The 12,454-nt window shown below is 43.3% G+C and carries 13 protein-coding genes; 5 read left to right on the top strand and 8 right to left on the bottom strand.

The annotated features are described in order from the left end of the window. Window positions 1-50 precede the first annotated feature (50 nt). From AB9H30_RS15500 to glnG, 3 genes are all read left to right on the top strand, one after another. Window positions 51-563 (top strand): DUF4124 domain-containing protein, encoded by a 513-nt coding sequence (locus tag AB9H30_RS15500; protein ID WP_371195609.1) that lies wholly within the window; start codon window positions 51-53, stop codon window positions 561-563. 118 nt (window positions 564-681) lie between these two features. Next, entirely contained in the window at window positions 682-1,773 is a 1,092-nt protein-coding gene (gene glnL, locus AB9H30_RS15495) for a nitrogen regulation protein NR(II) (protein WP_371195608.1), read from the top strand. Continuing rightward, complete coding sequence (gene glnG / locus AB9H30_RS15490) at window positions 1,766-3,175, top strand: nitrogen regulation protein NR(I) (RefSeq protein ID WP_371195607.1); 1,410 nt, start codon at window positions 1,766-1,768, stop codon at window positions 3,173-3,175. The genes glnL and glnG overlap by 8 nt, the downstream gene beginning before the upstream one ends. Window positions 3,176-3,193: 18 nt before the next feature. Here glnG and AB9H30_RS15485 read toward each other — a convergent pair whose 3' ends face one another. The 3 genes from AB9H30_RS15485 to panP form a co-directional block, all read right to left on the bottom strand. Beyond that, window positions 3,194-4,702, bottom strand: coding sequence for a sensor histidine kinase (locus AB9H30_RS15485; RefSeq protein WP_371195606.1), 1,509 nt, complete (start codon window positions 4,700-4,702; stop codon window positions 3,194-3,196). A gap of 3 nt (window positions 4,703-4,705) precedes the next feature. Further along, window positions 4,706-5,419: a winged helix-turn-helix domain-containing protein gene (locus AB9H30_RS15480; RefSeq protein ID WP_371195605.1), complete on the bottom strand. Its 714-nt coding sequence runs from the start codon at window positions 5,417-5,419 to the stop codon at window positions 4,706-4,708. 162 nt (window positions 5,420-5,581) lie between these two features. Next, a complete protein-coding gene (gene panP, locus AB9H30_RS15475) occupies window positions 5,582-7,213 on the bottom strand; it encodes a pyridoxal-dependent aspartate 1-decarboxylase PanP (protein ID WP_371195604.1) in 1,632 nt (543 codons plus the stop codon). A gap of 181 nt (window positions 7,214-7,394) precedes the next feature. Between panP and AB9H30_RS15470 the strand changes: the two genes are divergently transcribed. Beyond that, on the top strand, window positions 7,395-8,114 hold the full coding sequence (locus AB9H30_RS15470) for an EAL domain-containing protein (RefSeq protein ID WP_371195603.1): 720 nt from the start codon (window positions 7,395-7,397) through the stop codon (window positions 8,112-8,114). Here AB9H30_RS15470 and AB9H30_RS15465 read toward each other — a convergent pair. The 4 genes from AB9H30_RS15465 to AB9H30_RS15450 all read right to left on the bottom strand — a co-directional run bounded on the left by AB9H30_RS15465 (window position 8,066) and on the right by AB9H30_RS15450 (window position 11,136). Then, window positions 8,066-8,869 carry an SAM-dependent methyltransferase gene (locus AB9H30_RS15465; protein WP_371195602.1) on the bottom strand — a complete coding sequence of 268 codons (804 nt, stop codon included), beginning with the start codon at window positions 8,867-8,869 and terminating at the stop codon, window positions 8,066-8,068. The genes AB9H30_RS15470 and AB9H30_RS15465 overlap by 49 nt on opposite strands. Continuing rightward, window positions 8,870-9,640 (bottom strand): ABC transporter permease, encoded by a 771-nt coding sequence (locus AB9H30_RS15460; protein ID WP_371195601.1) that lies wholly within the window; start codon window positions 9,638-9,640, stop codon window positions 8,870-8,872. Further along, complete coding sequence (locus AB9H30_RS15455) at window positions 9,637-10,572, bottom strand: ABC transporter ATP-binding protein (protein ID WP_371195600.1); 936 nt, start codon at window positions 10,570-10,572, stop codon at window positions 9,637-9,639. The genes AB9H30_RS15460 and AB9H30_RS15455 overlap by 4 nt, the downstream gene beginning before the upstream one ends. Before the next feature lie 108 nt (window positions 10,573-10,680). Continuing rightward, window positions 10,681-11,136 (bottom strand): hypothetical protein, encoded by a 456-nt coding sequence (locus AB9H30_RS15450; RefSeq protein WP_371195599.1) that lies wholly within the window; start codon window positions 11,134-11,136, stop codon window positions 10,681-10,683. Between the two features lie 287 nt (window positions 11,137-11,423). Between AB9H30_RS15450 and AB9H30_RS15445 the strand changes: the two genes are divergently transcribed. Beyond that, entirely contained in the window at window positions 11,424-11,870 is a 447-nt protein-coding gene (locus AB9H30_RS15445; protein WP_371195598.1) for a hypothetical protein, read from the top strand. A gap of 68 nt (window positions 11,871-11,938) precedes the next feature. On the opposite strand, the gene AB9H30_RS15440 is transcribed toward AB9H30_RS15445, so the two are convergent. Then, complete coding sequence (locus tag AB9H30_RS15440; protein WP_371195597.1) at window positions 11,939-12,415, bottom strand: DoxX family protein; 477 nt, start codon at window positions 12,413-12,415, stop codon at window positions 11,939-11,941. Window positions 12,416-12,454: the final 39 nt, after the last annotated feature.

The following is a 12,454-nucleotide window of genomic DNA, read 5'->3' as shown; positions in this document are numbered from 1 at the left end:
CAGTAAACTGCCGATAACCACATTAGCGGTGGAAAATTTGGAGAAGTATCATGCGCAGTCTTTTATTGTTAATGTTGTTATTTGTCGCCTTAAGTGTAATTGCTCAAGGTAAGATCTATCAGATTGTGAATGAAGACGGCAGTATCAGCTTTTCAGATACCCCCTCGCCAGGCGCCCAAGAAATTGAGTTAAGTTCTAACATGACCACCATGCAATCAGCACCCATTGTTGCACAAACGCCAGCGCCACAAGTTCGCCCTAGCGTTAACTATACGCTTTCCATACTGAGTCCAGCACCTGAAGCAACTATTCGCGATAACGACGGAAGAGTCAGGATCAGCGCTCAAATCCAACCAAAAACCACAGGGAAATATCTATTAAATTTTGCTGGGCAACAACACACCTCTACTTCTGGGGTATTTATGCTGGAAGGCATCGATCGTGGCGCCCATACCTACAGCATGTCATTTAGCACCAATAGGGGCAAGGTTATTGCATCTACTGATGAAAGGACAGTGTATTTGCATCAGGCATCTGTATTGATTCGAAACTCTAACAACTAAATATTATATATATCAGGTAGTTAGAGTTTCAGCACAGCGCTATTGCGCAAGTTAGTCGATTCAGTCACAATGCCACATAATGATGCTTTGCACTAAACTAGTGCGTCAGGCGTAGGCAATGTCACCTAAAAACATTACAATAGATTTACACAAGCTTATTCATGCAATGAAGACTGCCGTTATTGTGGTAGATGCAGATCTGTATGTGTGCTACATCAATGAAGCGGGTTTAAACCTATTAGAAAGCGGCATTACTCAAATCAAAGAGCGACCATTAGACGATTTTTTTGTAGCTGAAAGTTTTAATCGTGAGCGCTATACCGTTGCTTTTACTCATAGCGAAGAATTTAGCGAGTCAGAGCTACAGCTATGTTTTAAAGACGGCCGCAGCATGATGGTCGACCTACAGGCAAGCTTACTAGACCCTCAGAGCAACGAACATTTATTAATTGAAATATTGCCCATTGACAAACAGCGTAAAATTTCACAAGAAACCCAGCAATATGCCCAACAGATGGCGGCTAGAGAGCTCATTCGCGGGCTTGCCCATGAGATCAAAAACCCGCTTGGCGGCATTCGAGGTGCAGCGCAGCTTCTGAGTAAAGAACTTACCAATCCTGCTCACAACGAATTCACCGATATGATTATCGACCAAGCGGACCGTCTTAGAGCGCTTGTTGACCGGCTATTAGGACCAAATTCACGGCCACAAAAACGCATATGCAATCTGCATGAAATTATAGAAAAGGTGCGCTCAGTGGTCGTCGCTGACCTTTCGTATTCAATTCATATCGAGCGTGACTATGACCCGTCGATTCCTGATATTTACGCTGACCCAGATATGCTTCAGCAGACCTTATTGAATATAGCGCGCAACGCAAGCCAAGCGCTCAAGTCGTCTAAGGCTGAGCATCCCGTAATTGGATTTAGAACCCGCATAGAGCGCCAATGCGTGATTAAGGGCAAACGTCACAACTTATGTGCTCTGATCAGCATTGTAGACAATGGCCCCGGCGTACCTCCAGAATTAAAAGACACCTTGTTTTACCCGATGGTTACCAGCAAACGCAAAGGCTCAGGACTTGGGCTTTCGATAGCACAAACCCTAGCTGACCACCATGAGGGCAAAATTGATGTAGAAAGCTTTCCTGGATACACCGAATTCACCCTGCATCTTCCGATTTTAACAAAGGATGAAACTCATGATTGAACCTGTTTGGATTGTCGATGACGATAGCTCGATTAGATGGGTCTTAGAAAAAGCATTAAAAACTGCATCTATAGGCTGCATGAGTTTTGACAATCCAGAGGATCTCTTACTGCAAATTGAATCTGGGCGAGCACCGCAGGTGATCATATCTGATGTGCGCATGCCACAAATGGATGGAATGACCCTTTTAGAGGAAGTACATCACCACTATCCGGAACTGCCCGTGATCATCATGACCGCGCACTCTGATTTAGACAGTGCAGTAAATGCCTATCAAGGCGGTGCATTTGAATATCTACCTAAGCCATTTGATATTGATGAAGCAATAGAACTGATCAAGCGCGCCCTTGAACACGCCAGTGAAACCACTCGCACTCGCAGCTCCGAAATTTTGAATCCAAGCAAAGAAATCATCGGCGAAGCCCCAGCTATGCAAGAGGTATTTAGAGCGATTGGTAGACTATCGCGCTCATCTATTAGCGTGCTGATAAATGGTCAATCGGGCACTGGTAAAGAGCTCGTAGCGCAAGCCTTGCACAAACATAGCCCAAGATCTAAAGAAACGTTTGTAGCCCTAAATATGGCTGCCATCCCAGCCGATTTGGTTGAGTCTGAATTATTTGGTCATGAAAAAGGGGCATTTACCGGCGCTCAAAATGCACGGCAAGGTCGTTTTGAACAGGCCAATGGAGGCACCCTATTTTTAGATGAAATTGGCGACATGCCAATTGATGTACAAACACGTTTACTGAGAGTATTGGCCGACGGTCAATTCTATCGAGTCGGTGGCCACAACCCAGTATCAGTAGATGTACGAATTATTGCGGCGACTCACCAAAATTTAGAAAAAAGAGTAGCGGAAGGAAAATTTAGAGAAGACTTATATCATCGCCTCAACGTTATTCGAATTCATATTCCCTCACTCAATGAACGCCGCGAAGACATCCCTTTACTGGCTAATCACTTTCTTGCCAAAGCCTCTAAAGAGCTTGGGGTTGAAATGAAGGTTTTGTCAAAAAGCACAGTTGTCAGACTGACCGAATTAGCTTGGCCTGGCAATGTAAGGCAGCTTGAAAATACCTGCCGCTGGCTCACCGTCATGGCAAGTGGACAAGAAATTTTACCTCACGACTTACCTCCGGAATTGACCACCACCAATGCCGATGTTGAGCGTGCTAGCAAAGTGGATGACTGGACAGTGCTACTCTCAAACTGGGCCGACAAGCAGTTAATTGCCGGCAAGAGTGATATTTTAGATGAGGCGCAAATAGACTTTGAGCGTATCTTGCTAAATTGTGCCCTCAAACATACTCAAGGGCACAAACAAGAGGCAGCAAAACGTTTGGGCTGGGGCAGAAATACCCTTACCCGTAAATTGAAAGAACTGGACATCGACGACTAGGTGCTGATACGTCAGCATCTAGTGGTCAGGATTCGCGTGGTCGACTTTTGCGAGTGTAAAATAAAATGTAGTGCCCATTCCTAGGTCACTGGTCACCTCAAGCTGCCCATCAAATAGCTCCACCAGCTTTTGACTAATTGCTAGGCCTAAGCCTACGTGAGTATTTGAATCGCGTTCGGTGTTGCTGGCCTGATAGCGAGCATCAAAAATACGTTGCAGTTCTTCTTTGGCAATACCTACTCCAGAGTCAATGACACTTAGACCCACTCTATTCCCTGCATCAGTAATCAGCATTTCTATTCGGCCACCTTCTGGTGTATGTCGAATTGCATTTTCAATAAGGTTGGTGAGTATTCGCTCTAGTTTTTCGATATCTGCTGTTACATAGGTTTGAGCAGCTCGAACCTTAACGTGTATCTGGATATTCTTATCTTTACTCTTTATCGCAAACTTTGCCGCAATGTCATGCAAGAGCTCGTTCAATAAAAAAGACTCTAACTTCATTTTTACGTGGCCACTTTCCAAATAAGCCAGTTCAAATATCTGGTCAATTAGACGCTTAAGGTTATGCAAATTTTTAAGCGAAATATCAATAAAGCGCTTTTGCTCCTGAGCTGAAAGGTCTTGACCTCTTATCGCTAGGGTCTCAATGAAGCCCTGTAAATTTGCCAATGGTGTTCTAAGATCGTGACTTAAATCGGTTAGCAAGGAGCGCCGCTGACCGTCCGTTTGTTTAATCAATTGCCATTGCTTATCAATATGCTTTAACATTTCGTTAAATGAAAATCCTAAGCGTTGAACTTCATTTCGAGAGTCGTTCTTCCACGGCTGCAAAATCACACCGGATGCTGCTAAATTAAAACCACTTGCCCTGAAGATATCCATATCATCACTCAGACGCTTCAAGGGTGCGGTTAACAAACGAAACAACAATAGCAATGCGAATAATAAAAATACTAAGCCCGCCAAAATGATCATAGCAAATTGTTGAACGCCTTTACTGCGCTGAATTCCCTCAATAATAGAGTCATATTCCTCGCCGCCAATAATGATATACAAATATCCCTGCAGCTTTTCGCCATCAAACACCGGTGCTGCCGAAAAAATCTTAGTATTTTTCTCTGACTTAGGATCTTCTCCATAAAGGGGAAGCTGGCTTGAATCGTCAATAAGATTCTTGATCGGGCTAAGGTCAATTTGCTTTTTTATGAGCGTTCCAGGTTCAGCAGAGTAGCTAAGAATGTCGCCTTGCGGCCCTAAAAAATAGAACTCAAAACTAGGCCCTAATATCATTAGTGTATGGAACAAACCTTTTAAAGCGTCATAATCATAAACGCCAGTTTTCAAAAGTGGATTGTCATTGGCCAAATGCGCAGCTAACTCTAAATGCAGCCGCTGTTCACCTTCACGTTGAATAGCCGTTTGTAAATAACTCGATGCGGCCGCAAGCAAGGCGATTACCAAAAAGAAACCAGCCACCAATGACACCGCTAAACGCTGGTAAAAGCATAAAGTAGGAATACGCATATATTAGCCTTGCTGCTTATTAAACTTATATCCGACACCCCAAACCGTTTGCACATATTCAGGTTGAGTAGCGTCTTTTTCTATTTTTGATCGCAGCCGGTTTATATGAGAATTGACGGTATGTTCGTATCCGCAGTGTTGATAGCCCCACACTGATTCAAGCAGTTGAGCACGAGAAAAAACCTGATTGGGGTGTCGCATTAAATGAAATAGAAGGTCAAACTCGGTAGCCGTGAGGTCAATAGGCTGATTATCATGCAAGACTTTGCGAGTTTGTTTTACTATTTTAATCGCCCCACATTCGATAGTGTCTGAAGGGCTTTGTTGCTGTTGATGCGCTTCTTTTAACAGATTCACTTTTCTAATTTGTGCTCTTACTCTAGCCTGTAGCTCTCGGATACTAAAAGGTTTAGTCATATAGTCATCGGCACCAAGCTCTAACCCAAGGACTCGATCTGTTTCTGAGTTTTTAGCCGTTAACATCAAAATTGCTTGCTCTGGCTTTTGCTCTCTAAGCTGTCGACAAATATCCAAGCCGCCAAGCGATGGCAACATCACGTCTAGTAACACCAGCGAGTATGAGTGATTGAGCGCGGCATCTAATCCACTCTTCCCGTCAGCATGATGGTCCATCTCTAGGCCCAGTTCAGCTAGGTTAACCTGGATAAGCGTTGCAATGTCCATATCGTCCTCTACTACCAATACTGAGTTCGTCATGTTTTTCCTTATTCTTAATCAATGGCCGTCATTGTCATGACCTTTTAATAAAAGACCGGATGCCAGCAATTTTTTATTCAACAGAAATAACATGATGGAATATATTTATCGCGAAAGTATCACGATAAATATATTAATTGGGAATTTGAACCTTAGGTATGACTAGGCAGTTTTAACGTGTAGTGTTTCTGGTGTTTGAGAAAGCGTCAGCCAAATCGGATTATTGGCCGCTAACTCTACCTGCTCCGCCAATATGGCTTCGAGATTTTGTTCGGTCGTCAAGGGGTTAGCAAGCACCACTCTAAATACCGTAATTGGCTGATTATTATAGGCCTCAATTTCAATCCTCGTGCGCGATACAAAAGACTTACCGGCCTCACGCTGCTGTTTTTGAATTGAGACGGTTAATTCATCTAATTGTCCATTAATGTGCTGCTGATATGCACTAGAGCACTCACTGAGAGCCTTCAGTGCAGAGGGTCTTAAGCGGTATGTCAATAGTGACAAAACAGGCGAGGTCATCAGCTCAAAATCAGGATGCTGTGTAATCATTTGGGCAAATGTTTGGGCATGCTCAATAGCGCGGTCGACAAGTAATTCATAGCCGCGACGGCCAAAGATATGAAATGATGAATACACCATCATCGCCATACCGTTTCGAGAACCCTCTAAGGTAGTTGCGCCAAGGTCTTTTGAGCCTTCACGCAATATATATTGTGCATGGTGGCGCACAGCATTGCTTGCCTTTGGATCTTTGAAAATAGCCATTCCAGCTCCCATCGGCACGTACATCTGTTTATGCGCATCTATGGTCACCGAGTCGGCTTTTTCGATACCCTTAAGTTTGTGACGATAGCGGTCAGAAAATAAGGTGGCACCACCCCAGGCCGCATCAACATGAAACCAACAGCCTAACTCTTTGGCCACGTCTGCTAGTTCACAGAGGGGATCTACATGACCGGTTTCGGTTGTCCCTGCGATGCCGACTATGGCAAGTAGTTTATTGCCATCTTGCTGATACGCTTTGCCATACGCAAGCGCTTTTTCAGGCTCCAAAATTTGGCGAGGGCTATCAATGCAAAGCATGTTATCGCGGCCAATCCCCAGCACATCTACGGTTTTACCTAATGAATAATGTCCCCTGCGTGACGACATTAAACCCATATTCTGAATATCATAGTGTCTGTAGGCGGCAGCTAAGCCGGCCTTATTTACACCTGAAAACCCTCGCTGTGGACCAAGTGCTAAATTACGAGCTACCCACAGTGCAGTGATATTAGCAATTGTGCCGCCAGAGCAAAACGCTCCTAAAGAATGTTCTGCGCTATGTAAATACTCTGCGTAAAATTCATCATTTTGTTTATATATGAGATTATGCAGCATCCCTAAGGTCTGACGCTCCAGGGGAGTAAACGCTTTTGACGTCTCAATCTTAACTAAATTCTGATTAAGGCCAACCATCAACTTAGACAAAGGCAAATGAAAGTAAGGCAAGGCAGATGTCATATGCCCTATAAAAGTAGGCGAGTAGGTGTTTACGGAGTGGGCTACAAGCTTATCGAGTAAAGACTCTGCATGACTCGATACAAATTCAGGTGAATCTGGCACGATAGCACTCGAAAAATCTTTTTCGATTTCTTCTAAGGATGTCTTTTTAGTAACAACATGTTGAGACAAAAAGTCGGACACGTTATCTGAGAGATGACGCTCTATTTTTGCTAGTGTAGAGTCATCATGCTCAGGTTTGGTAAAGACCCTAAATAGATGCTCTAAACTGACTTCTGCTTTTGCCAATGAATTAATCCGCCTAATGCCGAGTTCGGCACTTTAACCTAGTTTTATTGAATTTACCAAATCCTGAAATTGTTTTTGCGACCATAATCGCAAAAAACACCCTCAATATGATGTTTTTATTAAAGGGATAAAGAATTCGACTGATAACCTAATATATATGACTACTTAATCAGGATCAGTTTTGCAAGCCCAAGCAGCAAACCGCGGTGTACCGCTAGAAAATATCGTGCCTTTTTATCAGCCTATTTTTGCGCTGGCGAATAAACGAGTTGATCGCTATGAGTGTTTAGCCAGGCTGCTAGATAGCAACCAGCAAATTGTTTTACCAAATGAGTTTTTATATATCATTGAGAGTAATCACGACACCGCCGACATGACCTCACGCATCCTAGAGTTGTCTAGAGCCTATTGTTGTCCGCGACAAATGAGCTGGTCGATAAATCTGTTTGCTGAGGATTTAGACGACAAGCCCTTGCTGGCCAATATTGAGGCTTTGTGTAAAGACAGTTCCAAAGGCCTCTGCGGAATTGATCTACACTTTGACTGCATTAAAGACAATTTATTAGTGCTGAGCACACTCAGCAAGCGCATCCCTAATTTACACATTACAGTCGACGAAATTGATGAATGGGGTGATTCACTCTACTCGGTGATTGCAAGCGGCGTAGACGCGATTAAAATAAAATCCAGTTTGATTAAGCAACACGCCAAAACGAAAAACGGCAGAGAATTGATTACCAAGTTCAAACTCTATTGCCAAACCCATAACTGCAAGCTAATTGCCGAACACATTGAAGATGCAGAGAGCCTAGCGGCAGTCAAAGAGATGGAAATACTATATGGGCAAGGTTTCTATCTATCGCATCCAGTGCCTAAAGTTGTAGCCGTCCATAGCAATTGATTGGACTGTGCATATTTACGTTCGAAAGGGGTTATTGGCGGTTGTTCACGACTGGGCGAAAGGCCTTCAATTTTCATATCAATATCAAAGACTTTAGCTGCCAAGACAAATTCTTCTAAATATAGTTTCCAATTTGAACGTAGCTCTATATTTGCGCAGCACGCTATAATATTTGAAAATACCGCGCTGCCATGCCATCGCTTACCCAGTTGTGCCTTTTTTGGGTACGGATTAGGGTACAAGATATATTGTTTGCACAAACGCCACTGAATGGTTCTTGCTGAATGATTTAAGTAGTTATCAAGTAAGCGCCAAAAGTCGTTTAAATCTGCTTGCAGAACTAAATAGTTGCAGATGAGTGCAGAGTTAGCAACGCCACTGTCGCCAGAGCAATTGCTTTTTGCATCGATATTTTGAAGGGACGGCTCTTCAGAGCTTAACTTATCAGCTCTTAATTTATGAGAATAATGTGCATGCTTTTGTAATCTTGCTATCGACTTATCAACACCAATAACACGGGCCTGAGGATATTCTTGGGCGATATTCAGTGTACTTTCGCCAACACCACAGCACGCATCAAGAATTACATCCCCTTTCCAGTCACTTAGCCAAACAATAGCCTCATCGAATGCTGCTTGTGTATGCATCGCAATTGGACGCTTAAAAACACTGACTCGATGCTTGTTAACTACTTTCAACAGGTCCTCATGAGGACCTGTTTGCGTACTTTCGACGGCTCTCGCTTGCTGCGACATCTAAGAGCGTATCCCAACGCCTTTCTTCAGCAATCGATAGGCAACAGAAAATAACACCACATTAAATGCGATCAACAGTGCCAAAGAGACCATGTAGTTTACGTCTGACACACCTAAAAACCCATACCTGAAACCATTCACCATATAGACAATAGGATTAGCCTGACTGACAGTTTGCCAAAACTCCGGCAATAGCGTGAGAGAATAAAATACGCCGCCTAAATAGGTCAACGGAGTTAACACAAAAGTAGGAATGACACTTATGTCATCAAAGGATTTTGCATAAATACCGTTGATCAAGCCAGCGGTCGAAAAAAGAGTCGAGGTCAGTATCAAGGTGATTACAATGACGAGAAAATTGTGTATTTTAACATCGACAAAAAAAGTCGAAACAATCGTGACGATAATACCAATAAGCATAGCCCGGGCAACACCGCCGCCCACAAAGCCCATAATAATCACCCATGTTGGCACTGGCGCGACTAAGAGCTCTTCAACATTACGCTGAAATTTAGCGCTAAAAAACGAAGACGATACATTCGAATAGGAGTTGGTAATGATAGACATCATGATCAAACCAGGCACAATAAATTCCATGTAGCTAAAGCCACCCATGTCACCAATGCGTTTACCAATCAAGTTGCCAAAAATGACAAAATAAAGCGACATCGTAATCGCCGGTGGCACTAGGGTTTGAACCCAAATCCGTAAAAACCGCGTGCACTCTTTTATCCAAATTGTTTTTAAGGCAACGAAATTTCGTGAACTCATAGGGCTGCCTCTTTCGCCTTAGATTTGCCCGACTCCATTAAGCGCACAAACAACTCTTCAAGCCGATTCGACTTATTACGCATACTCATCACGTTTACATTTTGCTTTGAGAGTTCTTCAAACACTGGGTTTAAACCAGATGCCTTTGGCACGTCAACCTCAAGGGTTTGTTCGTCGGTGGCGCGAGAAACAAACTCAGGAATGTTTACCGATGATGCTCCACCAGCCAAATCAAATATGAAAGTTTCGACATTCAATGTAGCTAGTAAAGCTTTCATACTAGTATTTTCAACAATAATGCCTTTATCGATAATGGCAATATTGCGACACAGCATTTCGGCTTCTTCTAAGTAGTGAGTGGTCAAAATAATAGTAATACCCTGTTGATTTATCTCTTTCAGAAAGAGCCACATTGAGCGGCGCACTTCAATATCAACTCCTGCGGTGGGCTCATCCAAAATCAACATTTTAGGCTCATGCATAAGCGCTCGTGCAATCATCAAACGGCGCTTCATGCCCCCTGATAGCTCCCGAGCACTCGCATTTCGTTTATCCCAAAGCTCAAGTTGTTTTAGATACTTTTCGGCCCGAGTTTTCGCAATATCTCGAGGCACGCCATAGTACCCGGCTTGATTGACAACAATCTGCATTAAGGTTTCAAATTGATTAAAATTAAACTCTTGAGGTACCAAACCAATACACGACTTTGCCTCTACTTCGTCGGCAACAGAATCAAAACCAAACACACTTACACTGCCTGCAGACTTGTTGACTAAGGAGCAAATAATACCAATGGTGGTAGATTTACCCGCGCCATTCGGCCCTAGTAATGCAAAGAAGTCTCCTTGCTCCACGCTAAGGTCAATTCCTTTTAACGCAGAGACTCCACCGGCATAGGTTTTTTCAAGCCCTTTAATGTCGAGTGCTTTCATGTATTTCTCTTATTTGAATGTACAACGGATTATTGATTTTGAAGATAAACGTTAGCTTGGCTCGCTAAGTGTGTAAGTATAACATTGTCTTAAAACATGCGCATATAACTATTGGCTATGATGCATACGTGACTGGGTTCGCAAAAATGTTTGCTGAATAATATATGCATCGGCACTCGCGCGATGACGAACAAGACCGGAGGTTTCAACTATCGCCAGTTTCTCTGCATCCCATATCGACATTTGAGATTCAGTTAACACCATTTCAATCGCCGAAATACTAAAGGCCATCGGCACAGCCGACTGTGCATAAAGCTTTACTAACCACGGATGGTCAACCACCCAAGCGTCTGAATATAAGGTCATGTCTCTAGCAAACTCGTTCAGCGCCAAACAAACCGCGATGGGTTCCTCACCGTTCTCTGTTAACTCTTGATAACTAATACCGTGGATTTTCTGAGCATCGGTATCCCAAAACTGCCACTGGGAAAAGGGTTTAATTAGTTTACAAAAACGTCGCCCATCCGGCAGAACAACACCAATTTCGATGGGGTAGCTATCCACACCAAAGCCACTGGCTTCGACATCAACTATGGCAGGAAGAGGTTTGACTGGAATAATTCTAACTACTGTTTTGTTTTAAGCATCTACATAGTGTAGCGTGGTTTAAGCAACTTACCAGCGACGCGACACGATCACTAAGCTTACCTAATACAAATTCAGCTCGATATCGTGCAGTTTGAGTAACACTAGCTGAAAAATTTTTGGTCGCTAGTTGGTGAGGTTTTAAAAAAATATTGATAACATTACCCACGGTCATACAGACACCATTATCGACAAACTGGAGTGCCATGCAAGAAGATAGATTTGTGGACCCGCGGCTACAGGCGCGCGAAGCGATGTTTCAACAACTACACCTAAGCACCTTTGAAACCATGGGGTATGCTCGTGCTATACAGCAACTGGTTGAAGAATCAGGATGCGACATCGAAGCTGACAATACCGATCTTTTACAATTACTTAGAGACTATGAAGTTACTAAGAATTTGTCACAAATTAGCGAATCTCATTTGGAAGCACTATGCGAGCAGACCGACCAATTGGTCAAATCAAAAAGCATCGCAAATGCTAACTTAGCCCAGCTCTGCGCGGCGGCAAGCAGTGCACTTAATCACTGGCGGATATTATCTGAAATCCCCGTCGATTTGCGAGAGAAAGAACAGGTTACTAAAGCGCTCAAAGAAAAATTTCAACATCATATGAACACTTGGGAATATATTCTAAAAGACCTTCTATAGCTCTTGGCGATCATAGCAAAGAGCCTCTACTTTGAGATAAAAGTAGAGGCTCTTTTAGTGATTATTAATTACCTAGTGGCAGCGGCACCTGCGTTATTCGAGCGCACATCAACTTTGTGAATAATGTTATCGATAGATAAACGACCGGCACCAGACACTGCAATTGAGACTGAAATAGCCATCAAAGACAAGCCAAATGCGTAACCATTATTGGCCATAAACAAGCCATTAGGTAGATGCACCGTTACAATAGCTACAAGCATTGCAAAGGCCAAGGCGATTGCAGCGGGGCGGGTCAATAAACCCACAATTAATAGCAGGCCACCAAAGAATTCTGCACTGCCAGCCATTAGTGCCATTAAATAACCAGGTGCTAAACCAATGGACGCCATCCACTGACCAGTCCCTTCTAGACCATAGCCACCGAACCAGCCAAATAGTTTTTGAGCGCCGTAAGCAGCAAATATAACACCTGCGGCGACACGCAAGGCCAATGGGGCAAAAGATGAGTTTTTGACAAAAGCCTGTGAAAGTAATGTGTTCATTTTAATATCCTCAATGTGTGGGTGAATAAGCTTATTGCT

Origin of the sequence: Glaciecola sp. SC05, from assembly GCF_041380235.1 — a bacterium.
Taxonomy (GTDB): domain Bacteria; phylum Pseudomonadota; class Gammaproteobacteria; order Enterobacterales; family Alteromonadaceae; genus Glaciecola.
This window is presented reverse-complemented; position numbering and strand designations above follow the sequence as displayed.

Bases quoted from the DNA above. Each gene is read 5' to 3' on its own strand.
- AB9H30_RS15500 (WP_371195609.1), top strand. From the start codon at position 51: ATGCGCAGTCTTTTATTGTTAATGTTGTTATTTGTCGCCTTAAGTGTA.
- AB9H30_RS15460 (WP_371195601.1), bottom strand. From the start codon at position 9,640: ATGAGTTCACGAAATTTCGTTGCCTTAAAAACAATTTGGATAAAAGAG.
- AB9H30_RS15485 (WP_371195606.1), bottom strand. From the start codon at position 4,702: ATGCGTATTCCTACTTTATGCTTTTACCAGCGTTTAGCGGTGTCATTG.
- glnG (WP_371195607.1), top strand. From the start codon at position 1,766: ATGATTGAACCTGTTTGGATTGTCGATGACGATAGCTCGATTAGATGG.
- AB9H30_RS15455 (WP_371195600.1), bottom strand. From the start codon at position 10,572: ATGAAAGCACTCGACATTAAAGGGCTTGAAAAAACCTATGCCGGTGGA.
- AB9H30_RS15480 (WP_371195605.1), bottom strand. From the start codon at position 5,419: ATGACGAACTCAGTATTGGTAGTAGAGGACGATATGGACATTGCAACG.
- glnL (WP_371195608.1), top strand. From the start codon at position 682: ATGTCACCTAAAAACATTACAATAGATTTACACAAGCTTATTCATGCA.
- AB9H30_RS15445 (WP_371195598.1), top strand. From the start codon at position 11,424: ATGCAAGAAGATAGATTTGTGGACCCGCGGCTACAGGCGCGCGAAGCG.
- AB9H30_RS15465 (WP_371195602.1), bottom strand. From the start codon at position 8,869: ATGTCGCAGCAAGCGAGAGCCGTCGAAAGTACGCAAACAGGTCCTCAT.
- AB9H30_RS15440 (WP_371195597.1), bottom strand. From the start codon at position 12,415: ATGAACACATTACTTTCACAGGCTTTTGTCAAAAACTCATCTTTTGCC.